The organism is Streptococcus sp. ELY_86 (assembly GCF_058314495.1).
In genome coordinates, this window is sequence record NZ_JBZFUK010000003.1 from 110,959 (window position 1) to 133,030 (window position 22,072).

Sequence of the window (22,072 nt, forward strand, 5' to 3'; positions counted from 1 at the left end):
AAACAAGGAGTACAAATGACAGATTCGCCGATTCAATATCGCTTAATAAAAAAAGAAAAACACACGGGAGCCCGTCTGGGAGAGCTCATCACACCCCACGGAACTTTTCCGACCCCCATGTTTATGCCGGTGGGAACTCAGGCAACCGTTAAAACACAGTCGCCCGAAGAGTTAAAAGAAATGGGTTCAGGAGTTATTCTGGCTAATACGTATCATCTGTGGCTGCGGCCCGGAGATGAGCTGATTGCGCGGGCCGGCGGACTGCATCAGTTTATGAACTGGGATCAGCCTATTTTGACAGACAGCGGCGGTTTTCAAGTTTATTCGCTGGCTGATAGCCGCAATATCACAGAAGAAGGCGTGACCTTTAAAAACCATCTAAACGGTGCTAAAATGTTTCTGTCACCGGAAAAGGCTATCTCTATCCAAAACAATCTGGGTTCAGACATCATGATGTCTTTTGATGAATGTCCTCAATTCTACCAGCCCTACGATTATGTTAAAAATTCGATTGAACGGACCAGCCGTTGGGCAGAACGCGGTCTCAAGGCTCATCGGCGGCCGCAGGAACAAGGCCTCTTTGGGATTGTTCAGGGAGCCGGCTTTGAAGATCTCAGACGTCAATCCGCAGCTGATTTAGTCGCTATGGATTTTCCGGGCTATTCTATTGGCGGTTTAGCAGTTGGTGAATCACATGAAGAAATGAATGCTGTGCTTGATTTCACAACACCTCTCCTGCCGGAAAACAAGCCGCGTTATCTGATGGGAGTGGGAGCGCCTGACAGCCTGATTGACGGCGTTATCCGCGGTGTTGACATGTTTGACTGTGTCCTGCCCACCCGAATTGCCAGAAATGGAACCTGCATGACCAGTGAAGGACGTTTGGTTGTCAAAAACGCTCAGTATGCAGAAGATTTCACGCCGCTTGATCATGACTGTGACTGTTATACCTGCAAAAATTACACGCGCGCTTATCTGCGCCATTTGCTCAAAGCTGATGAGACTTTCGGCCTGCGCTTGACCAGCTATCACAATCTCTATTTCCTGCTTAATCTCATGCGAAAGGTCCGTCAGGCTATTATGGATGATAATTTGCTTGAATTCCGTGAAGATTTTATCGAACGCTACGGCTACAATAAATCCAATCGTAATTTCTAAACGATGGCCGAAAATGTATCGATACAGACAAAAACTGCTTTGACTGGAGCAAAATCCACTTGTGGGTACAGCTCCAGTCTTTTTAGGTGTCAAAAATTAAGAGATTGGGCAGTCGCTTTTGAACATAGTTTTGGATTTCTTATTGGCCGCCCAGTGCTTACCGGCCGGCTTACAAAAGTGTAAGTTTGGTTTATGATTTTTCCAGTAAAATAAAGGTAGAAAATGGCTGCCGCTGGTTTGGCAGCAGATTTGTAGCGAAGGAGGATCAACTGATGACAAAAGCCGATCGTTTAAGATACTTTATTTTGATTTTTATGCTCTGTGATTTAATCCTGCTTACCTTAATCATTTGCTGGTACTGCATGTGATTTTTGCTTAGGAGATTTATAAGGAGAAGCAATGTTAGAAGTCATTACGCTGATAGTGTTTATGGTGCTTGCCCTTTCTATATATCACGATGCCCGCAGTTTGATCAATCCGGTTCTGTTAATCATCTTTTTGTTTTTTGCCTATATCACGGCTGCTAGTTTTTTCTACCAGCAGGGCTACACAATGGCTTACTTGATTTTCGTACTGGGATTTCTACTGGTTCCTGCTTTTCTCTTTTTTAGCGGCCTGTTTCTCATTTATAACGGTTTTGTCCTTTTGAAAAGAGAGGGGCGCTCAAAGACTAATTTCTTATCCCTTTTTCTGGGAATCGCCATCCTAGGCTTCTTTCTTTTCGTGTATTTGGGCTCATCTTTTTTGAAAAATCTTTCACAAAACAGCTTGATTTATTTTATCTACTTTCTTTTGCTATTTACGTTTTTGCTGTTTGGAATGTCCTTTGTTGCTTTTATGCTCTATTCCATTTTGTATCTGATTATTCCTAAAAATAAGCACTATGACTTCATTATCATTCACGGTGCAGGGCTTAGAAAGGGAAAAGAGGTAACGCCTTTACTGCAAAAGCGAATTGATAAGGCACTTGAGGTCTTTCGAAAAGCCAGCAATCCCCAAGCCAAGCTGATTGCAAGCGGCGGTCAGGGACCTGACGAAAAGATTTCAGAAGCCAGGGCCATTGCTGCTTACATCAGACAGCAAGGGGATATTCCCAGCAATAAAGTTCTTTTGGAAGAGAAGTCACGCTCAACCTATCAAAATCTGTTGTTTTCAAAAGAGCTGGCTGAAAAAGAAATGAGCCATCCGCGGTTTCTCTTTGTCACCAATGCCTACCATGTTTTTCGAACCAGTGTCTATGCGCACGGGCTTCACATGTCCGGGGACGGTTTAGGCTGCTCAACAGCTGCCTACTATATTCCCAGTGCCTTTATCCGGGAATTTGCGGCGATCGTTGTCCGTCTCAAGTGGGTCTTTATTGCTATTTATGCAGTCTTTATAGGACTTTTAATAATTAGCTGTTTGAGATAAAACACTTAGAGGGTCTGTTTCAGAGAAGTTCTTTGAAGCAGGCCCTTGTTTAGTTGTTGCAGGAAATTTGCTATAATAAAGCTAACAGGAAATAAAGAAGGTGTTTTTATGAAGTTAACAACCATTGGCTGCTGGGGAGCCTATCCTTATCAAGATGCGGGAACAACCTCCTATCTTTTAACGGGACACGACGGCTTTCAGCTCTTGATAGACTGCGGCAGCCGTGCTGTCAATGAACTGGAAAAAGAAATCTCACCCCTTGATTTAGATGCTGTCATTATCAGCCACTACCACCCGGACCATGTTGCTGATTTAGGGGTTCTGCGTCACTATTTTCAGCTTTATCCTAAGCACTTGTGGGAGCCCAAAGTCTTGCCTATCTATGGCCACGATGAGGACAGTTATGAGTTTAGCAAACTGACCCTTGACGGTGTTTCTCAAGGAATCGCCTATGATGTTAAGGGCACTGAGAAAATTGGCCCCTTTGACATTACTTTCATTAAAACTGTGCACCCTGTCGTTTGCTATGCCATGCGCATTGTCGAGCGTGAGAGCGGCCAGGTTCTTGTTTTTACAGGGGACAGCGGTTATTTTGACGGACTGGCTGATTTTGCCAAGGATGCTGATGTGTTCCTTGCAGATGTCTACCTTTACGAAGGCAATGAAAACCACCCAGCCCACCTGACGTCCAAGGAAGCAGGACAGATTGCCGCCCAAGCAGGGGTCAAAAAATTAGTGCTGACCCACATGCCGCCGCTGCCGCCCGCAGGGATTGAACCAGACAATCATTTGGAAGTCCTCAGAAGCCAGACTGAGACTTACTCAAAGGGTATTCCTGTAGAATTGGCAGAGCCTCATAAATCATGGGAAATCGGTGATTGCTGATGACCGACTTCACTCAGGAAGAAAAAGAATTTTTCATGGCAGAAGCCTTGAAAGAAGCTCAAAAATCATTGGCCAAAGAAGAGATTCCTATCGGCTGTGTCATTGTTAAGGACGGGCAGATCATCGGCCGCGGACACAATGCGCGTGAGGAGCTGAGTCAGGCCATTATGCATGCCGAAATTATGGCCATCACAGAGGCCAATAAGCATGAAAACAGCTGGCGTCTGCTTGCTACGACCCTTTTTGTGACAATTGAACCCTGCGTCATGTGCAGCGGTGCGATTGGCCTTGCCCGTATTCCGCAGGTCATCTACGGAGCTGCCAATCAAAAATTTGGCGGCGCCGGCAGCCTCTATGACATTCTGACAGATGAGCGGCTCAACCATCGGGTACAAGTGGAAACAGGAATCCTCGAAGAAGACTGTGCCAGAATTATGCTGGACTTTTTTAGGCAAAGACGAAAGTCTTAAGTTGGCAGTTTGCTCAATCTATGTTATAATACTTTTGGAGCAACATCTGCGCGTGAAGCGGGTCAGGGGAGGAATCCAGCAGCCCTAAGCGATGTCAGGTGTGTGCTCTATTTTTTAATGTAAGAAGAGACCATAACTAGCCAGAGTCATTTTATAAATTCAGTGGAAAAGTATGAGTATAAAAGAAACAATTGGGAAAAAGATTCGAGAAGAGCGTGAGAAAAAGGGATTATCGCGTGAACAACTGTGTAACAGTGAAGAGGAGCTGACAGTTCGTCAGCTGGTACGTATTGAACTGGGACAGTCGTTACCTTCTATTGTAAAATTGGAATATATTGCAAAAGTGTTGGAAACTGATTTAGGAACCTTACTTGCGGGTGAAAATATTACGATACCGGATGAGTATTTCACCATGAAGTATCAGCTTTTCAAATTTCCCACTTATGGGGATCCTAAGCGTCTGGAACAGAAAACGCAAATGATTGAAAGCATCTATGAAAAGTATTTTGAAATTTTGCCAGAAGATGAGCTTTTTACTTTGGAACTATTAGATAATGCTCTAGATTATATTTCGACAGGTAAAACAGCAGCGGCTGAAGTTATTTTTGAAGATTTTTTTAAGCAGTTGTTATTAAAAGAAAGGCATACATTCAATGATTTATTATTGATATCGTGTTATGCTGTTCAATACCAAGATAAAAATTATAATAAAAAAACGTTAAAAACATTGGAAAAAGCTATTTTGAAGCAGGAAGTCTCAGGTGATGAATATTATAATATTGAACTTTTAGGGGCATTGACAGCTATAGCAGGCGTTTATCTGGATCATGCTGAGTATTCTAAATTGAAAAACTTAGCAGACAGAATGCATGAAGTGATTGCAGAGACACAGCAGTACAGTGCTAAGCCTATAGTATTAATTTATGAGGCTAAATACTATCTCTATAGTGAACAAAATAAGGAGAAAGCAAAAGAATGCTATGATTTAGCTGCTTTGCTGGCTCAGAATTTTGGTGATGATATTTTAGAGACAAAACTTAAAGCTGAAAGAAAAAAAGATCAGGTATAGAAAAATAAGGCCATGACATAAATGTCATGGTCTTATTATTTAGCTTTTTTTATAATAAGAGCGTAAAGTTTGAAGCAACAGGTTAAGTTTAACTTAATTGGTGCTTTGGCCTAAAAATATAGTTGCTGATTAGCAGTGACATAAATGTCATGGTCAACAAGTATCACTATATATATAATAATATTATAAAATTTGAAAAGGAAAAATAGAAATGAAACTGAAACTGTTAAGATTTTTGATGACTGCTGTAACAACTTGGTTAATGGTTGGTGGACGTTAAAAAATACCAAGTAAAATTAAATATTATTTTAAATGAAACAAACTATTAAGGAAGGGAGAAGAAAATGATTAGATTTTTAAGAAATATCTATGAACGTCATCCTGCTTAAAATAATCAGGTTTGACGTTCTAATCACAAATAGAAAGGAAAAAACAGATGTTTAACATTTTAAAAAAATTCTTTAAGCGTAACGAAGTTAACATTGGTGTTGCCCGCTTTGGTTACAAGGGCAAACGATACCATTGGTAATGTAGTGCAGTAGCACTAAGGTGAAAGGTAAAACTTTCGATTCTTAATTAAAAAGAAAGGAAAAAACAGATGTTTAACATTTTAAAAAAATTCTTTAAGCGTAACGAAGTTAACATTGGTGTTGCCCGTTTTGGTTACAAGGGTAAACGATACCATTGGTAATGTAGTGCAGTAGCACTAAGGTGAAAGGTAAAACTTTCGATTCTTAATTAAAAAGAAAGGAGAAAACAGATGTTTAACATTTTAAAGAAATTCTTTAAGCGTAATGAAGTTAACATTGGTGTTGCCCGTTTTGGCTACAAAGGTAAAAAATATCATTGGTAAAATAAATTAATTGAGAAGAGATAAGCGGCAAAGTTCGTTTATCTATAACTCAATTAAATTTTGGAAAAATACAATTAAAAAGAGGAAAAAATGAAACAAGTCTTTACACCGATTTACAAATCAATACTAAAGCGCAGGGAGATAGCAGCTTTCTTGTTTTGTTCTCTCTATCCGCTGCTGGCTTCGGCAGTCAGTCTGTTTCAGACAGGATTAAAAAGTATGGCTCATGGGAGAAAACTGAGCTTTTTGGAGTATTGGTCTATTAATGTTCAAACACAGTGGCAGTTAGCCATACCAATTTTATTGTTAGCCTATGCTGTTACGACTGTTTTTTATACTGAAATCCATTCTGGCATTTTATTTTTATATAAAGATCTAGAAAAAAAGATGATTTTTAAAGCAAAAATCCTGAGTCTCATCAAAATCTTAGGCATTTTTACGGTACTGACTTTTTTGGCATCGCTTTTGTCTTATTACACTCTGATGCTTTATCAAAGTTACATATCAGGGCATCTTTTTCCTGAAAATTGGTCTATTGTTCAGATGAGTTTACTGACTGTTTTGTCACGAATGATTATCTATGTGATTGTTGTCTTGCTGGTATCAGCTTTATCCAGTCACTATAATAATTCCATCTCGGTTTTAGCAGGTTTGTTTTTTATGTTATTAGCAAATGTAGCACCGCAGCTGCCGCTGGGAAGGTATCTCTTTCCAACAGGGTATGCTGGAACAGGAATGCCTTTTCTTCTTTCGCTCATTTTGATGTGTCTGATCAGCTCGATTTATATAATATCAACTTATAGTTTAGGACTTAAAAAATTTGAACAAATTGAATTTTAGGAAGACGAATATGCTAGCAAAAAATAGAATTGAACATCTTATTTTAATCTTGGCACTCATCTTGTTAGCTGGTTTAATTTATAATTTAGGCAATATAGTCATGATTTTGATCCCTGAATTGCAGCAAGAGCTGGGAATGACAGTGGTCAAATTTCTATCAATGACTTTAGGGTTTATTGTTATTCCGACATGGATTGCTAAAAAGATCGATTTAGATGTCAAGAATATACCTGTTAAATTAAATAAAAAATCAGCAATTGTACTGCTGCTCTTAGTTTTTCTATTTAATTTCTTAATTTTGAGATCACATGAACTATATACGGCATTGATTGTAGCAACATGTGAAGAGTATCTTTTCCGCTATTTACTTTATGGTATTTTAGTAAGAACATTTAATAAAAATCAAGCGATTATTATTACTGCAGTTTTATTCGGGGTGCTGCTGCATCTTAATGGGAATTTATTAGTAAATATTTTTACTAAAATACCTGCAGGAATTATTCTGTCACAGCTTGCTGTTAGGTTTGGTTTACAGTATTCCATTTCTTTCCATTGGCTTTACAACATGGCTGTTGGCAGATTGTTTTAAGGAGGACATATGATTATTATTACGATTTTAGGTATTATTTTTTATACTTTATTAGCATTCTTAACAGCATCTTTTTTAGGAAATATTTCAACCTTGTTATTTATCGGACTCTTTTATTTATTACCGCTGGTTGTAAATGCTGTTTCTGTCAATTTAGCTTCTTTTAAGAGGAAAAAGCGGCTGCTCCCGCTTACCTTAATTTTTCCAACCTTATCTCTATTATCCTATACGCTATTTTCAAAATTGGTTTTATCAGGGTCAGCTTGGGAAGACTTTGTGGAGCGTAACAGTGTTCAAGCACATGATTTTTCTGTAGAAATCAGCGGCAATTTATTGGATATGTCGCAAATTATATTTGTGACTCTGCTGTACTTCAGTCTTTCAGGGCTCAATTATCTCATTCAAAATAAAAAGAGAGGAAAAAACAAGAATGCTCAAGATCGAAAATTTATCCAAACAATTTAAGGGAAACGATTTTTACTCACTTCAAGATGTGAGTTTAACGGTCAATCGAGGAGATATCGTTGGTTTAATCGGAAAGAACGGTGCTGGGAAATCTACCTTTCTCAAATTAATTGCTAAATCGATCAAACCCAGCAGCGGACGGATAATGTATTTGGGAAAGGATATTAGTCAACGGTCAAACGCTCTGGAAGATTTTGGTGTAATGATCGATCCTGTTTTTTATCCAGAAATGACTGTAGCTGACAATTTAAAATTCTATTTGGATCTTCATGGGAAAAAAGAATACTATGAAAATATCGAAACTATTTTAAAGTTAGTTGATCTATGGAAAGTACGCCATCGCAAGCCCAAAGGATTTTCTTTTGGAATGAAACAGCGCACTGCCTTGGCCATTGCCTTGGTCGCAGAACCGGAGTTTCTTTTGCTGGATGAGCCGTTTGTCGGTTTAGATCCAATCGGTGTGCGGCAGCTGATTGATATTCTGAAAAAATGGTCAGAAGAACGGAATATTTCAATGATTATTTCCAGCCATCAATTGGGAGAGTTGGAAGCCTTGTGCAACCGTTATATTTTTATTGAGAATGGCCGCCTCGCTGAAGAATTTGAAAAGCAGCAAGCTCCAAGTGTAATTGTCAATGTAACAGCGGCAGCTAAAGATCTTGATTTACCGTCTTCTATAGAGGTCAGAGACGATCTCACAGTAGAAATTCCAACAGATTTGGATGCTAAAACACTGAATCAGATAGGGTTCCTTTTATCCAGCAAGGAGGCTATTGAAGGAATAGCTGTCAAAGAAAACCATCTGAGCGATTTTTTCGGAAGTGAGGAATAATCATGTCTGTTTTCTATCCTATTTTACGTTCAGTCCTTAAGCGCAAAGAAGTGAAGGTGTTTTTGGCACTTAGTCTGACCCCTCTTCTTTATTTCCTTTCAACCTTTTTAAAAACGAAATTGTTTTCTTTTTCTGGGCCTGCCGGCAGTAAAATTGCCTTTTTTGATTTCTTTTACGGTCAGTTTAATCTGCAGTTTAATTCTATTATTTCATCATTGGCGCTGGCTTTTCTGGCAATCAGTGTGTTTCGGACAGAGATCTCTGCGCATATTCTTTTTTTATACAAGGATATTGACAAAGGAAAAATATTTCTATCAAAAATTCTCAGTCTGATGACTGTCGTATTACTGTATTGCGGAATTTACTTCTTAGCAGCTCTGTTTACCTATTATACACGCGTAGCCCATCTTTCTTATGGCAGTCTTCAGTTTTGGAGTGATGATTTCACTTATTCCATTATTTCAAGTCTTGGTGTTGTTTTGGCTTATGTCCTTGTAGTCATGCTGTCCAGTCTGGCCTCTTTATATCTCAGCAACGGAATAGTCATTACCCTGATTTTGATTTTCAATGTCTTTATGAGTTTGTCTGCTATTATTGCTGGACTTCATTGGCTGTTTCCTGTAGGTTATGCCGATTTTGCAGAAGCAAATGGTCTGGGGATAGGCTTGCTGGCAATTACAGGGCTGACATTTTTATACAGCGCATTTATCTATTTTTGCAGCCTGCATAAATTTAAAAACTTAGAATTTTAGGGGAATTATGGCATATAGAGAATTATGGTATTTAATTTATAAAAAAATGCCTAAAGCTTATTTTGTAATTGGTGTTGTTTTAAGTGTTATCAGTACAATCGCTGCTTTGTGGCTGCCCCAAATGATTAGCCAGCTGCTAAATAGGAAAATCCTAGAAAAGATTTTATCGCATAAATTACTATTAGTGGCGATGCTGGCATTTTTTATCGGAGTCTATATTCTAAGAGGTTTATCCAGTTATTTAGTAGGTCTGAGCGGGAATAGAGCTATGGTCAAACTGCAGCGATACTTTTTTAACCATATTTTAAATCTACCGGTTACTGCTTTGGATAGCTTCCGATCAGGCGATTTATCAAGCAGAATCACTTCTGATATATCTGGTTTGGTTAGAATTGCGACTGTTGTTTTTCCTCAATTATTTCTTAACATACTATCCATTATAGGAGGAGTTGTCTTTCTGTTAAGAATTAACGTGCAGTTAACGTTGGTTAGTTTGTCATTGGTTCCTTTGATAGTCTTTGTACTATGGCCTCTTAATAAAAAATTAGAATATTATTATCAAAAGCATCAGGAATATTTAGGGAAAATTTCTGGCGAAGTCAATCATAAGTTAAATCATATCCGCCTAGTAAAAGCTATGCTTGCTGAAGAAGATGAAAAGAAAGGAATCAGCAGGCTGCTGAATGATTTCATGCTAAACTTCAATAAAGTGCTGATTGTTATCGCTGCTGAATCTTCTTTGATAAGCAGTCTGATTTTATTTATTATTGTGGTCTGTCTGCTTGTGGCAGGTGTCGGAGTTTCAAGAGGCAGTATGAGTGTTGCAGCTTTGACGGCTTTTATTTTATATATTACACAAATGATAGAGCCAGTCTCAGATTTATCAGATCTGTTTTCAGAACTAGCCGAAATACGCGGAATCTCGCATAGAATTATGGAAATTTTACATTTAGAAAAAGAGAAAACACTGTCTGACGATAGTGATTTAGAAGGCAGCATTGTTTTTGATAACGTTTCTTTTTCGTATGATAAATCCAAAAAAGCTTTAAACAACGTAAGCTTTCAAATTGATTCCGGACAGCACATAGCGATTGTAGGTCCCAGTGGTTCTGGGAAGAGCACTGTCTTTTCACTGTTAATGAAATTTTATTCTGATTATCGGGGATCTATCAAAATCGGCGGAAGAGAATTAAAAGAACTCAGTCATTATGAAGCAAGAAAAAACTGCAGTTACGTGTCCCAAGAGAATACGATGCTTCAAGGCACCATTTTAGATAATTTGATGTATGGTAAAAATAAAAAGACTGCTCATTTTAGAATAGGTCGTATATTATCAGATTTAAAGCTGACTGATATGGTTGTTAACTTATCAAAAGGATTAGACACCCCAATTACTGAGACAGGAGCTGGCCTATCTGAGGGACAGAAACAGCGGTTAAATATAGCCAGAGGCTTCATGTCTGACAGCAGTATCTATTTACTGGATGAAGTGACTGCCAATCTGGATGTTGAAACGGAATCTTATGTTGTTAAGGCCATTCAAAAATTAGGGAAACATAAAACCATCTTGACAATTGCTCACAGATTGAAAACGATAAAAAATGCTGATGCTATTATGGTCTTAGATGAGAATGGCAGCATCAGTGATATCGGGAAACATTCAGATTTAACTAAGAGAAGTGCCTTATATCAGCGTTACCTGCAAGATCTAAATTGATTGTTATCAAATATATTGATTTTATGATAGCGAATGTCTATAGAAATAAAGAGAGGAGTAGTCAATGGCAACTAAAAATTTATTATTAATTGGATCAGAAAGTTATGTTTGCCAAGATTTTCTGGAACGATACGGTCATCAATACAATGTTATTGCAGGAATTGATTTTCCTAAAACATCTGAGCGTGTGAAAAATTATTTATCGGTTGATTTTCGTGACGATAATTCATTTGAAAAAATCGAATCTTTTTTGAAAAAACTGAGTTTAAACTTTTCGCATATTATTTTTGCGTCAGGCATTAATTATATGAACAATGTTTTTAGCGTGACATCTAAAGATTGGGATGCAACATTTAATGTCAATGTCAAGGCAGCCCTATTTTCAATGAAAGCTGTTTACGATTATTTATCAGAAAAAGCTGCAGTCGTTTTTATTGCTTCACAAGAGGGCGTTGTTGCTAACAGCATGCGAATAGATCATGGGCCTTCTAAAAGTGCCTTAATTCATTTGGCTAAAAATTTATCTGTAGATTATTCCTTGGTAGAGGATAAAGATATTAGAGTCAATACTATATCGCCCTTCTATATAAAAACGGCTGCCAACAGTGATTTATTAGACTCTTATTTCGGACAGCGTCTGCAAGCTAGGATTCCTTATCAAAAATTTGTTGATTTAGAAGACGTCAGCCATTCCATCCAATTTTTATTAAGTGAGCAGAGCAAGTCAATTAGAGGGCATAATCTCATCTTAGATTACGGCTATACCATTGTGTAAAAAAGTAAATTAATAAGACGCTGACAATTAAGTTTTAATAAAATTTAAAAGTGCTGATTGATCCGGCGCTTTTCTTTTGCTTTGTCACCCTATCTTTTCCGCTCGATATCAGTTATAATAAAGTAAAGCTTTTTTAGAAAGCGTTTAATTGAACACGGGCTAAAATCCTAGTAAAAAAGATAAACGTCCTCGTGTCTTAGCGACACAGCGTCCGTTTCCTATTTTTATACGGATTTCTTAACGCCCTTAGTATCTTAATTAAAGGAGGTTTTATGCGGAAGTTTTTACAGGTAAGTTTTTATGAAATGTCATTTTATGTTGAAATCTTGATTTCTTTCATTTTAATGATTGTGCTTGTCATTTCAACATCTTTTTTAGCTGTAGATGTTCTGGGAATTTTTACTTCTCAGAGGTTTATTGAAGGCTATCTGCAGAATTTTCTCAATCAGGCCATGAGTATTGCCATCGGCGTGGAGTTAATAAAAATGCTGAGCAAGCATACCTCGGCTACTATCATTGAGGTGCTGCTCTTTGCCATTGCCAGACATGTTGTGATCGATCAGAGCAACAGCCTGAATTCTCTGTGGAGTATCTTGGCCATCGCGGCTCTGTTTGCGACGCGTAAATATCTTTTTACTAATTTTGATGATTCTACCAATATTATTGTCCGAGGAAGTCAAAAAGTTAAGATTGCCAATGTTTTAGCGCGTGTCAATCTGGAAGGTAAAAACGGTGAATTGCTCAGGGACTTTGTCGTACGGCATTTGGAGGCTGAGGAAAAACATGTTACCATTGGTGCAGCTGTTTATCTGAATGATGTTGCCCTGCGGGTTGACAGCATGAAAGACGGCGTCATCACAAGGGTGGAAATCATCAAGTCACTTTCATAAAGCAGGAGGGAATTTCAAGAGATTTTCAGAAAGAAAGTGACTGTCTCTTTTTTGTGAAATTCTACTCAAAATCATTGAAAAAACCCTTACAAAAGAGTATGATAGTAAAGAAACCGAAATTTACAAGGGAGTATGGACATGACACATATTAAATTTGATTATTCTAAAGTATTGGATCAATTCGTAGCACCGCACGAGCTGGACTACCTGCAAATGCATGTGACAGCTGCGGATGCAGCTCTCCGCGAAGGCAGCGGACCGGGTGCAGAAATGACCGGCTGGCTCAACCTGCCGGAAGATTATGACAAGGAAGAATTTGCCCGCATTCAAAAAGCGGCTGCTAAAATTCAAACTGACAGCGATGTTCTCATTGTCATTGGTATCGGCGGTTCTTACTTAGGAGCGCGTGCAGCCATTGATTTCTTGAACAGTTCATTTGTCAACCTGCAGTCTTCTAAAGACCGCAAGGCACCGCAAATTCTGTATGCCGGAAATTCTATTTCTTCAAACTACCTTGCTGATTTGGTGGATTACGTGGCTGACAAAGATTTCTCAGTCAATGTCATTTCAAAATCTGGTACAACAACAGAACCGGCTATCGCATTCCGTGTTTTCAAGGATCTTTTGATTAAAAAATACGGTCAGGATGAAGCCAACAAGCGTATCTATGCGACTACTGACAAGGCTAAAGGAGCTGTTAAGGTTGAAGCGGATGCCAGCGGCTGGGAAACCTTCGTTGTTCCGGACAGTGTTGGCGGCCGGTTTACGGTTTTGACACCGGTTGGTCTGCTTCCAATTGCAGCAAGCGGTGCAGATATTACCAAACTGATGGAAGGTGCCAATGCTGCGCGCAAAGACTATTCTTCAGACAAGATCGCTGAAAACGAAGCCTACCAATATGCTGCAATCCGCAATATCCTTTACAGAAAAGGCTATGTGACAGAAGTTCTGGCTAACTATGAACCAACACTGCAATATTTCAGCGAATGGTGGAAACAATTAGCCGGTGAATCAGAAGGAAAAGACCAAAAAGGAATTTATCCGACATCAGCTAACTTCTCAACGGACCTGCACTCGCTCGGTCAATTCATCCAAGAAGGCTACCGCAACTTATTTGAAACAGTTATCCGTGTGGATAAACCGCGTAAAAATATTCTGGTGCCGGAAGCTGCAGAAGATCTGGACGGCCTTGGCTATCTTCAAGGCAAGGACGTTGACTTTGTTAACAAAAAAGCGACTGACGGTGTGCTTCTTGCTCATACCGACGGCGGTGTGCCAAATACTTATCTGACCATTCCTGAACAAGATGAGTTCACACTTGGCTACACAATCTATTTCTTTGAACTTGCTATTGCCCTTTCAGGCTACCTCAATGGTGTCAATCCATTTGACCAGCCGGGAGTGGAAGCTTACAAGAAAAACATGTTTGCCCTTCTTGGCAAACCGGGATTTGAAGACCTTGGTGCCGAGCTGAACGAACGTCTTTAAATCCTAATATCTTTATAAATAGTTACAAGAGTCTAATGTAAAAGCTGCATGATTTATCTATAATTGTGCAGCTTATTTTAGGCTTTTTTTAGTAAATTACATTTATATTACATATGACAAAGCTATTGACAAATGACAAAGAAAGGAGTATGCTTTACTTATAACATATGACAAAGCCGTTGTCATATGACAAAGAAGGAGGTCTATTATGACGCTATATGGTAAACTTTTGGAACGAGAAGCCCAAGCAAATCCTATTAAGGTTGGTGTTATTGGAGCTGGTCAAATGGGATATGGAATGATTTCACAGATTTCAACTATTCCGGGTATGATTGTTGCTGGTGTCAGTGATATCAACCTTAGCAATGCTGATCGTGCAGCTCAAGCTTTCAATCAAAGCTCCAAACAGAAAGTTGATATTTTAACTAGTACAGACTTTAGAGAAGTTATCCATTCTGATAATGTTGAAGTCATTGTTGATGCAACAGGTGTTCCGGAAGCAGGTGCAAAAATTGCCCTTGAAACCTTGATTGCTAAAAAGCATCTTGTATTATTGAATGTTGAAATTGATATTACTATCGGTCCTTTGATGAAAAAATTATACGATGCTGCAGGTTTAGTTTATACCGGTTCGGATGGTGATGAGCCGGCTGCTACCGCTCAATTATTTGAATTTGCTAAAAGCATGGGTATGAAAGTTCTTGTTGCTGGTAAGGGCAAAAACAATGCTTTGAAAGTTTCTGCAAATCCAGATACTGCTGCTGAGGAAGCTGCCTCAAAACAAATGAATAGCCATATGTTGGCGGCTTTCCAAGATGGGACAAAAACAATGGCAGAAATGAATCTGCTGGCCAATGCAATTGGCTTTGTACCTGATGTCCCTGGTATGCATGGTATTTCAGCAGATCTGAAAGGTACTGTTGAAAACCTTGATCTTAAGGAAAACGGCGGGGTTCTAGATAAATTTGGAGTTGTCGAATATGTGGATGGTATTGCACCTGGTGTGTTTGTCATTGTTGAAGGCCAAAATGAGGGTGTCAAGCATGAAATGAATTATCTTTTGAAAGTTGGTGATCGTGATCACCACATCATTTACCGTCCTTACCATCTATGTAGTCTGGAAACTCCGTTAACAATTGCTCGTGCTGTGTTAGAACATGATTATGCAATCGTTCCATTAGGAGCTCCTATTGCTGAAACCGTTGCAGTTGCTAAACGCGATATTAAGGCTGGTGAAAAAATTGATGGCATCGGAGGTTTCTGTGTACGAGGCGTAGTTGAAACTCATGAAGATATGAAGAAAAATGATAATGTACCAATAGGTCTTGTCGGTGGAAAGTCAGTGGCTAAACGGGATATTAAAGACGGTACCTTCCTAACCTACGATGATATTGAATTGGATGATACAACGACTGTTTATAAATTACGTAAGTTACAAGATGAAACATTCAATTGAAATTTTCTTGCTATAACTGCCTATACTGATTAGAAATGTTAGGTTATAATATTAGGAGAAATTGTTAATTGGTTTCTTCTAACTTAAACTAATAAACCAAGGAAGAACAATGGCTAATTTAGCAATTGCTTTAACAGTTATTATTTTATTTCAGCTTGTACTGAGCTTATATCAAATTCAGTATTATCAGCGTTTTGTTAAAAATCTGATATCTAATTACCAAGGAAAAAATAGTTATCGTTTGATTTCTGAGGTTGTAAAATCAGTTATTGCTTCAACGATTGTTATCTTAGTTGTTAACAATGAAAAAAGGATTGTTGAGGCTTATTATTTAAAAGGTTTAACTATTTTTTCCAGGTTTACCCCGTTTGATAAAATTATAGGCAAAAAATTAAATAATCATTTAGTTGATGTTGTTAAAAGCGAAAATCATAAAGCTATGCAGAAAGCTATCGAATCCTTGGTAGCAAAAAATAATTAATTGGAGTATCTGATGGAAGTATTTAAAGTTGTTGAGATAGGTGAAATGGTACCCGCTTTTGAAGAGGAAATGCTTGTTGTCCTTTTTGGTGAAATGGCTCCGCCGGAATTAAGAGCAATCTGTGTAGTGCATGATTATCAAGGAAAAGAGGATAATGCATTCAAAATTGGAACTAGGCTTCAACTTGGTGATCAAGAATATACTGTTACTAGAGTCGGTGATGCGGCTAACAAAAATTTTCAAGAGCTGGGACATGTTTCTGTTTATTTTAGAGAAGGCGAGAATGATATTTTACCTGGAGCTATTATAGCAGAGCCGCTTATTTTTCCAAAATTGCAGATTGGAGATACATTAAAGATTATCAATGATTAAAATCTGATATGTTATAATATGACATATATTATTAGAAATCAGGTGTAATCATGGATCAGTATTCAGAAAAAGACTATGTCAAAGTTGCGATTATGTATTATGATGAAGGAATGACTCAGGCGGAAATTGCTAGAAAATTAGGAGTTTCTCGTTCGCTTATTTCAAAAATACTAATTGATGCTAAGGATGCCAAAATTGTTGAAGTTTTTATCAATAGTCAGTCAGTTTACACAGTAAAACTTGAACGAGCGCTAGAATTAAAATTTGGTTTAAAAGATGTTATTGTTGTAGATACAGAAAGTTTAGCTGATTCTGAAATTAAACGGAGGGTTGGACGAACTGCAGCAAACTATCTTGAATCTTATATCAAGAAAGCTGATACTGTCAATAAAATTGGTATCTCTTGGGGAGCATCTTTAAAAAGTGTTGTTGATTATTTTCCTTATTTGAGCTATCCAGATATCTGTATTTATCCTTTGGTAGGTGGTATGGGGAATGAATATTTTTACCTACATTCCAATCAGTTAGTTCATGAGTTGGCACAAAAAATAAGGGCAAAAGCACACTATCTTTATGTACCGGCCATGGTGTCAACTTCAGCCTTGAAAAAAGAGCTGGAACAGGATTTAACGATTTCCAGTGTTTTAGAAGAAGCTAAAAATGTTGATGTTGCTTTAGTTGGTATTGCTGGAATAAACTATCAGAATACAATGTCTAAAACAGGTTATATCAATGTCAATGATATTAAGGAATTAAAGAAATTAGGAGTCATTGGAGACATTAATTCTCATTTTTTTGATAGGCATGGTGAAGAGATTAGTTATGACATTAATCAAAGAGTCATGGGTCTTGATTTGAATCAAATTAAAAAAATTCCTACAGTAGTAGCTGTTGCTTACGGACATGATAAAGTAGAAGTTATTAAGGTTTCTTTGGAAAATCAATTAATTGATATTCTTGTTACCACAGATACAACTGCTCAGAAAATTTTAAATGATTAGTATCTAAATATAGATAGATTTCTTTTAAATGATATGAGTCAAAACGAAAAATTTAATTTAATGTCTAAAATAGACTGTGAAAAAACCAACGGTAGTGAGTGGAGACAAAATCAATTTCGATGAAATCATGATTGTGTCCCACTCCCTATCTTTAAAGAAAAAATGCAAGCGCTTACTATTTTTGTAACAAAAGAAAATTAAAGAGAGGAATTTACATGGATTATATTGAATGGTTTGGTGAACATTTTATTGGTATGTTCCAAGCAGGAGGTAAACAATTTGTTAGTTATATGACAGGGATTATTCCTCTTTTGGTTGCCCTTTTAACCTTTACTAATGCTTTAATTGCTTTAATTGGTCAAGAACGCGTTAATAAGTTTGTTCGTTCCTGTGCTAAATTTACTATTTTACGTTATACTATAATGCCATTGTTGGCATGTCTCATACTAACCAATCCAATGGCCTATACCTTTGGACGATTTTTAAAAGAAGAAGAAAAACCGGCCTTTTATGATGCAACGGTAAGTATGCTTCATCCTGTTACTGGTTTATTCCCATACGCAAATGCAGGAGAGCTGTTTGTATTTTTAGGAATTGCCAAGGGTGTTATTGAAGCAGGACACTCTCAAGGAGCTCTTGCCGTTCGCTATTTTCTGGCTGGTATTGTTGTTATTTTTATTCGTGGCCTTGTTACAGAAAAAATTACGAGATTCTTGGTGCAGCGTGCTAGCTAAGAATTATAGGGGAACAAGATTGATAAGAAAGAGGATGACATATGACAAAAGAATACAAGGCTGTCTTTGTAAGCAAAGGCGATAATGGTTGGGGTCAAGGATTACTTATTCAACCGACGGCTCAGAAAAATAAGATTGTTTCTGTTACTGGTGGAGGCATCCATCCTGTAGCTCAAAAAGTAGCAGAATTAACAGGTGCAGAGGCTGTTGATGGTTTTAAAAATGCTGTTCCAGATAATGAAATAGCTGCAGCAGTTATTGATTGCGGCGGAACAGCTCGTATTGGAGTTTATCCAATGAAAGGCATTTTAACACTTGATGTTTTGCCGTCGTCACCTTCAGGACCGCTCTCTAAGAATATTAATGAAAAAAACTTTGTTTCAGGTGTTAAACCAGAATGTATCTCTTTAGCAGACTCTTCGGCAACTGATGCAACAGACGTTAATGATGAAGAATTAAATCAGGATGTAATAAGTGATGAAGCTTTTAATGAAAAGTATGCCCAAGTAAAAGCTGAACATGAGGCTAATCAAGATGCTAAAGATACTTTACTGGTGAAATTCTCTCGCGGTATTGGAAATGTCATGGGAATTTTTTATCAAGCAGGCCGTGATACTGTCGATATGCTAATAAAGAATATTATTCCTTTCATGGCGTTTATGAGTATGATTATCGGGATTATTAATTATACTGGTGTTGGCAATATTATTGCTCATTTACTTGAGCCATTATCGGGATCTGTTATTGGTTTTGTGGTTATTGCTTTTATTTGCAGTATCCCTTTTATATCACCTGTTATCGGTCCTGGAGCAGTTATTGCTCAAGTTATCGGTGTTTTGATAGGAACACAGATTGCCAAGGGCACTATTCCAGTAACCTATGCTTTGCCAGCACTTTTTGCCATTAATGCGCAAGCTGGTTGTGATTTTATCCCAGTTGGACTGTCGCTTGGTGAAGCCAAGCCTGAAACTGTACAAATTGGTGTACCAGCTATACTGTACAGTCGTGTCATTACAGGAGCACTAGCAGTTATTATTGGCTGGGTATTTAGTATTGGTATGTACTAAGCTATTAAATAAAAAGTCCTCTTTGGAGGATTTTTTAGGGTAGAGAACGATACCTATAGTTATTCTTTACAATAGATAACTAGGTATATCTAATTTTTAAAGACAATATTTTCTTCTGTTACCATAGTGGAAGCAGGAGTAATTGTTAATTAGCAGCTATCTTTAGTAATGTTCTAATAGGAAGTAACTAAAATTATAGTAATTAAGAATTATAAAACTTTTATAAAAATTTGAGGTTTTAAATTCCCTATAAATATATAATACGAGGAGTCTACACTATGACAGGAAACTATGATTCACAAGAGTATTTGAAAAAAGTAGATGCCTGGTGGCGTGCAGCCAACTACATCTCTGCAGCTCAAATGTATCTGAAAGATAATCCGCTCTTAAAACGTGAAGTAGTCGAAAACGACTTGAAAGCTCATCCAATCGGTCACTGGGGAACTGTGCCAGGACAAAATTTCATTTACGCTCACTTGAATCGAGCCATTAATAAATATGATGTGGATATGTTCTACATTGAAGGTCCCGGGCACGGTGGGCAAGTCATGGTATCCAACTCCTACCTTGATGGTTCTTACACAGAATTAAATCCAAATATTCCTCAAAACGAAGAAGGATTCAAACAATTATGCAAAATTTTCTCCTTCCCCGGTGGTATCGCTTCTCATGCAGCTCCTGAAACTCCAGGTTCAATTCATGAAGGCGGAGAATTAGGTTATGCTCTTTCTCATGCGACTGGAGCTGTCTTGGACAATCCTGATGTGATTGCCGCAACAGTAATTGGTGATGGAGAAGCTGAAACTGGACCTCTTATGGCTGGTTGGTTTGCCAATACCTTTATCAATCCTGTAAACGATGGTGCTGTACTCCCTATTCTCTATCTCAACGGTGGTAAAATCCATAATCCAACTATTTTAGAATGTAAAACAGATGAAGAATTAGAATTCTTCTTCAAGGGGCTTGGCTGGAAACCGATCTTTGCGGATGTCACAGCTATAAGTAAAGACTTTGAGGCTTCTCATAAACTTTTTTCTGAAAAATTGGATCAAGCCATTGAGGAAATCAAGACGATTCAAGTAGGGGCTCGTAAAGGTTCTGCCGAAGAAGCAACCATGCCAACTTGGCCTATATTGGTCGCTCGTATTCCTAAAGGATGGACAGGTCCAGAAAGTTGGGAAGGTACTCCTATCGCCGGTGGATGGCGTGCTCACCAAGTGCCAATTCCAGTAGATGCATATCATATGGAGCATGTTGATGCCCTTCTTGATTGGCTCAAAGGCTATCACCCAGAAGAACTCTTTGATGCAGAAGGTCGTCTCTTTCCAGAAATTGCGGAAATTTCACCAAAAGGTGTCCGTCGTATGTCTATGAACCCGATCACAAACGCAGGTATTATCAAACCTTTGGACACAGCTGATTGGAAGCAATACGCTTTTGATATTAAAACACCTGGTGCTATCATGGGACAAGACATGATTGAGTTTGGTAAATATGTTGCAGATCTTGTGGAAGCTAACCCGGATAACTTCCGGATATTCGGTCCAGATGAAACGAAATCAAACCGTCTCCAAGAAGTCTTCAAAAAAACTAACCGTCAATGGTTGGGACGTCGCAATACTTCTTATGATGAATGGTTGTCACCTGCTGGACGTGTTATTGATTCACAATTGTCAGAGCATCAAGCAGAAGGTTTTCTTGAAGGGTATGTCTTAACAGGCCGTCATGGATTCTTCGCTTCATACGAATCTTTCTTACGTGTAGTTGATACGATGGTGACACAACACTTTAAATGGCTGCGTAAATCAAAAACTCATACAACATGGCGTAAAAATTATCCTGCTCTTAACTTGATTGCGACTTCAACTGCTTTCCAACAAGACCACAATGGTTATACTCACCAAGATCCAGGTATTCTGACTCACTTGTCAGAAAAGACACCTAAATTCATCCGTGAGTATTTACCTGCTGATACCAACTCACTCCTTGCTGTTGCGGACAAGGCCTTCAAAGATGAAGATGTCATTAACTTGATTGTCACTTCTAAACACCCACGTCCTCAATTTTATTCTAAGAAAGAAGCGGCTGAATTGGTTGAAAAGGGCTACAAAATGATTGATTGGGCTTCCACCGTCTCAGCAGATGAAGAACCAGATGTTGTCTTTGCGGCAGCAGGAACAGAGCCTAACTTGGAGGCTCTTGCGGCGATTACTATCTTGCATAAGTCCTTCCCAAACCTTAAGATTCGCTTTGTTAATGTCGTAGATATCTTGAAATTACGTCATCCAAATGTAGATCCACGTGGACTTTCTGATAAAGAATTTGATAGGGTTTTTACAACAAATAAACCGGTTATCTTTGCCTTCCACGCTTATGAAGGAATGATTCGCGATATCTTCTTTGCTCGTAAGAATCACAGTCTTCGCGTGCATGGTTACCGTGAAAACGGAGATATTACGACGCCATTTGATATGCGTGTTATGTCTGAACTTGACCGCTTCCACTTAGCACAAGATGCAGCGAATGCTGTATTAGGTGACAAGGCGGCTGACTTCTCAGCGAAAATGTCTGACACAGTGGCTTACCACAAAGAATATATCCGTAAGCACGGTGATGACATTCCTGAAGTCCAAAACTGGAAATGGGAAAATATTAATCAATAAAGTGCATTAACATAGTGTCATCCACTATAAATAAAGTGGATGAGAGAAGAGTTCCTAGCTTCTTACATTTTTGAAATTTTACTTGTAAGACGAAGTGGCTGATGA

21 protein-coding genes and 1 other RNA gene are annotated in these 22,072 nt (G+C 38.2%); all 22 read left to right on the top strand.

The window, feature by feature from the left end:
- Window positions 1-15: 15 nt before the first annotated feature.
- The 22 genes from tgt (at window position 16) to AC4HAN_RS06100 (ending at window position 21,967) form a co-directional block, all read left to right on the top strand.
- The gene (gene tgt, locus AC4HAN_RS05995; protein ID WP_491091686.1) at window positions 16-1,158 is read left to right on the top strand and encodes a tRNA guanosine(34) transglycosylase Tgt; all 1,143 of its coding nucleotides are present in this window, start codon (window positions 16-18) and stop codon (window positions 1,156-1,158) included.
- A 399-nt stretch (window positions 1,159-1,557) separates the two neighbouring features.
- Window positions 1,558-2,568 carry a YdcF family protein gene (locus tag AC4HAN_RS06000; RefSeq protein WP_491091687.1) on the top strand — a complete coding sequence of 337 codons (1,011 nt, stop codon included), beginning with the start codon at window positions 1,558-1,560 and terminating at the stop codon, window positions 2,566-2,568.
- 108 nt (window positions 2,569-2,676) lie between these two features.
- Window positions 2,677-3,453 (top strand): MBL fold metallo-hydrolase, encoded by a 777-nt coding sequence (locus AC4HAN_RS06005; RefSeq protein WP_491091688.1) that lies wholly within the window; start codon window positions 2,677-2,679, stop codon window positions 3,451-3,453.
- On the top strand, window positions 3,453-3,923 hold the full coding sequence (gene tadA / locus AC4HAN_RS06010; RefSeq protein WP_491091689.1) for a tRNA adenosine(34) deaminase TadA: 471 nt from the start codon (window positions 3,453-3,455) through the stop codon (window positions 3,921-3,923). The genes AC4HAN_RS06005 and tadA overlap by 1 nt, the downstream gene beginning before the upstream one ends.
- 31 nt (window positions 3,924-3,954) lie before the next feature.
- An RNA gene (gene ffs / locus AC4HAN_RS06015) (signal recognition particle sRNA small type) lies at window positions 3,955-4,040 on the top strand.
- A 55-nt stretch (window positions 4,041-4,095) separates the two neighbouring features.
- A complete protein-coding gene (locus tag AC4HAN_RS06020) occupies window positions 4,096-4,992 on the top strand; it encodes a helix-turn-helix domain-containing protein (RefSeq protein WP_491091690.1) in 897 nt (298 codons plus the stop codon).
- Between the two features lie 943 nt (window positions 4,993-5,935).
- On the top strand, window positions 5,936-6,685 hold the full coding sequence (locus tag AC4HAN_RS06025; RefSeq protein WP_491091691.1) for an amino acid transporter: 750 nt from the start codon (window positions 5,936-5,938) through the stop codon (window positions 6,683-6,685).
- Between the two features lie 10 nt (window positions 6,686-6,695).
- Window positions 6,696-7,274, top strand: coding sequence for a CPBP family intramembrane glutamic endopeptidase (locus AC4HAN_RS06030; protein ID WP_027975103.1), 579 nt, complete (start codon window positions 6,696-6,698; stop codon window positions 7,272-7,274).
- Window positions 7,275-7,283: 9 nt separating this feature from the next.
- Window positions 7,284-7,739 (top strand): Msa family membrane protein, encoded by a 456-nt coding sequence (locus AC4HAN_RS06035; protein ID WP_491091692.1) that lies wholly within the window; start codon window positions 7,284-7,286, stop codon window positions 7,737-7,739.
- On the top strand, window positions 7,705-8,571 hold the full coding sequence (locus AC4HAN_RS06040) for an ABC transporter ATP-binding protein (protein WP_491091693.1): 867 nt from the start codon (window positions 7,705-7,707) through the stop codon (window positions 8,569-8,571). Before AC4HAN_RS06035 ends, AC4HAN_RS06040 begins: the two co-directional genes overlap by 35 nt.
- Before the next feature lie 2 nt (window positions 8,572-8,573).
- The gene (locus AC4HAN_RS06045; RefSeq protein WP_491091694.1) at window positions 8,574-9,323 is read left to right on the top strand and encodes a hypothetical protein; all 750 of its coding nucleotides are present in this window, start codon (window positions 8,574-8,576) and stop codon (window positions 9,321-9,323) included.
- Window positions 9,324-9,330: 7 nt separating this feature from the next.
- Entirely contained in the window at window positions 9,331-11,040 is a 1,710-nt protein-coding gene (locus tag AC4HAN_RS06050) for an ABC transporter ATP-binding protein (RefSeq protein WP_491091695.1), read from the top strand.
- A gap of 64 nt (window positions 11,041-11,104) precedes the next feature.
- On the top strand, window positions 11,105-11,815 hold the full coding sequence (locus AC4HAN_RS06055) for an SDR family NAD(P)-dependent oxidoreductase (RefSeq protein ID WP_491091696.1): 711 nt from the start codon (window positions 11,105-11,107) through the stop codon (window positions 11,813-11,815).
- A 272-nt stretch (window positions 11,816-12,087) separates the two neighbouring features.
- A complete protein-coding gene (locus AC4HAN_RS06060; RefSeq protein ID WP_491091697.1) occupies window positions 12,088-12,705 on the top strand; it encodes a hypothetical protein in 618 nt (205 codons plus the stop codon).
- A 138-nt stretch (window positions 12,706-12,843) separates the two neighbouring features.
- Window positions 12,844-14,193, top strand: a complete 1,350-nt coding sequence (locus AC4HAN_RS06065; RefSeq protein WP_491091698.1) for a glucose-6-phosphate isomerase — start codon at window positions 12,844-12,846, stop codon at window positions 14,191-14,193.
- Between the two features lie 208 nt (window positions 14,194-14,401).
- Window positions 14,402-15,649, top strand: a complete 1,248-nt coding sequence (locus AC4HAN_RS06070; protein WP_491091699.1) for an NAD(P)H-dependent oxidoreductase — start codon at window positions 14,402-14,404, stop codon at window positions 15,647-15,649.
- 109 nt (window positions 15,650-15,758) lie between these two features.
- Window positions 15,759-16,130: a transcriptional regulator GutM gene (locus AC4HAN_RS06075; protein ID WP_491091700.1), complete on the top strand. Its 372-nt coding sequence runs from the start codon at window positions 15,759-15,761 to the stop codon at window positions 16,128-16,130.
- Between the two features lie 12 nt (window positions 16,131-16,142).
- Window positions 16,143-16,502 (top strand): PTS glucitol/sorbitol transporter subunit IIA, encoded by a 360-nt coding sequence (locus tag AC4HAN_RS06080; RefSeq protein WP_491091701.1) that lies wholly within the window; start codon window positions 16,143-16,145, stop codon window positions 16,500-16,502.
- 50 nt (window positions 16,503-16,552) lie between these two features.
- On the top strand, window positions 16,553-17,503 hold the full coding sequence (locus tag AC4HAN_RS06085) for a sugar-binding transcriptional regulator (RefSeq protein WP_491091702.1): 951 nt from the start codon (window positions 16,553-16,555) through the stop codon (window positions 17,501-17,503).
- A gap of 215 nt (window positions 17,504-17,718) precedes the next feature.
- On the top strand, window positions 17,719-18,237 hold the full coding sequence (gene srlA, locus AC4HAN_RS06090; protein ID WP_491091703.1) for a PTS glucitol/sorbitol transporter subunit IIC: 519 nt from the start codon (window positions 17,719-17,721) through the stop codon (window positions 18,235-18,237).
- 41 nt (window positions 18,238-18,278) lie between these two features.
- Window positions 18,279-19,304, top strand: coding sequence for a PTS glucitol/sorbitol transporter subunit IIB (srlE, locus tag AC4HAN_RS06095; RefSeq protein WP_491091704.1), 1,026 nt, complete (start codon window positions 18,279-18,281; stop codon window positions 19,302-19,304).
- A gap of 278 nt (window positions 19,305-19,582) precedes the next feature.
- The gene (locus AC4HAN_RS06100; RefSeq protein WP_491091705.1) at window positions 19,583-21,967 is read left to right on the top strand and encodes a phosphoketolase family protein; all 2,385 of its coding nucleotides are present in this window, start codon (window positions 19,583-19,585) and stop codon (window positions 21,965-21,967) included.
- The last annotated feature ends 105 nt before the right edge of the window (window positions 21,968-22,072 follow it).

What these genes read in the sequence shown, in the direction of transcription:
- tadA (WP_491091689.1), top strand. Translation starts at nt 3,453, where the DNA reads ATGACCGACTTCACTCAGGAAGAAAAAGAATTTTTCATGGCAGAAGCC.
- AC4HAN_RS06045 (WP_491091694.1), top strand. Translation starts at nt 8,574, where the DNA reads ATGTCTGTTTTCTATCCTATTTTACGTTCAGTCCTTAAGCGCAAAGAA.
- srlA (WP_491091703.1), top strand. Translation starts at nt 17,719, where the DNA reads ATGGATTATATTGAATGGTTTGGTGAACATTTTATTGGTATGTTCCAA.
- AC4HAN_RS06055 (WP_491091696.1), top strand. Translation starts at nt 11,105, where the DNA reads ATGGCAACTAAAAATTTATTATTAATTGGATCAGAAAGTTATGTTTGC.
- AC4HAN_RS06065 (WP_491091698.1), top strand. Translation starts at nt 12,844, where the DNA reads ATGACACATATTAAATTTGATTATTCTAAAGTATTGGATCAATTCGTA.
- AC4HAN_RS06035 (WP_491091692.1), top strand. Translation starts at nt 7,284, where the DNA reads ATGATTATTATTACGATTTTAGGTATTATTTTTTATACTTTATTAGCA.
- AC4HAN_RS06030 (WP_027975103.1), top strand. Translation starts at nt 6,696, where the DNA reads ATGCTAGCAAAAAATAGAATTGAACATCTTATTTTAATCTTGGCACTC.
- AC4HAN_RS06040 (WP_491091693.1), top strand. Translation starts at nt 7,705, where the DNA reads ATGCTCAAGATCGAAAATTTATCCAAACAATTTAAGGGAAACGATTTT.
- AC4HAN_RS06100 (WP_491091705.1), top strand. Translation starts at nt 19,583, where the DNA reads ATGACAGGAAACTATGATTCACAAGAGTATTTGAAAAAAGTAGATGCC.
- srlE (WP_491091704.1), top strand. Translation starts at nt 18,279, where the DNA reads ATGACAAAAGAATACAAGGCTGTCTTTGTAAGCAAAGGCGATAATGGT.
- AC4HAN_RS06020 (WP_491091690.1), top strand. Translation starts at nt 4,096, where the DNA reads ATGAGTATAAAAGAAACAATTGGGAAAAAGATTCGAGAAGAGCGTGAG.
- AC4HAN_RS06025 (WP_491091691.1), top strand. Translation starts at nt 5,936, where the DNA reads ATGAAACAAGTCTTTACACCGATTTACAAATCAATACTAAAGCGCAGG.
- AC4HAN_RS06070 (WP_491091699.1), top strand. Translation starts at nt 14,402, where the DNA reads ATGACGCTATATGGTAAACTTTTGGAACGAGAAGCCCAAGCAAATCCT.
- AC4HAN_RS06060 (WP_491091697.1), top strand. Translation starts at nt 12,088, where the DNA reads ATGCGGAAGTTTTTACAGGTAAGTTTTTATGAAATGTCATTTTATGTT.
- AC4HAN_RS06000 (WP_491091687.1), top strand. Translation starts at nt 1,558, where the DNA reads ATGTTAGAAGTCATTACGCTGATAGTGTTTATGGTGCTTGCCCTTTCT.
- tgt (WP_491091686.1), top strand. Translation starts at nt 16, where the DNA reads ATGACAGATTCGCCGATTCAATATCGCTTAATAAAAAAAGAAAAACAC.
- AC4HAN_RS06075 (WP_491091700.1), top strand. Translation starts at nt 15,759, where the DNA reads ATGGCTAATTTAGCAATTGCTTTAACAGTTATTATTTTATTTCAGCTT.
- AC4HAN_RS06050 (WP_491091695.1), top strand. Translation starts at nt 9,331, where the DNA reads ATGGCATATAGAGAATTATGGTATTTAATTTATAAAAAAATGCCTAAA.
- AC4HAN_RS06085 (WP_491091702.1), top strand. Translation starts at nt 16,553, where the DNA reads ATGGATCAGTATTCAGAAAAAGACTATGTCAAAGTTGCGATTATGTAT.
- AC4HAN_RS06005 (WP_491091688.1), top strand. Translation starts at nt 2,677, where the DNA reads ATGAAGTTAACAACCATTGGCTGCTGGGGAGCCTATCCTTATCAAGAT.
- AC4HAN_RS06080 (WP_491091701.1), top strand. Translation starts at nt 16,143, where the DNA reads ATGGAAGTATTTAAAGTTGTTGAGATAGGTGAAATGGTACCCGCTTTT.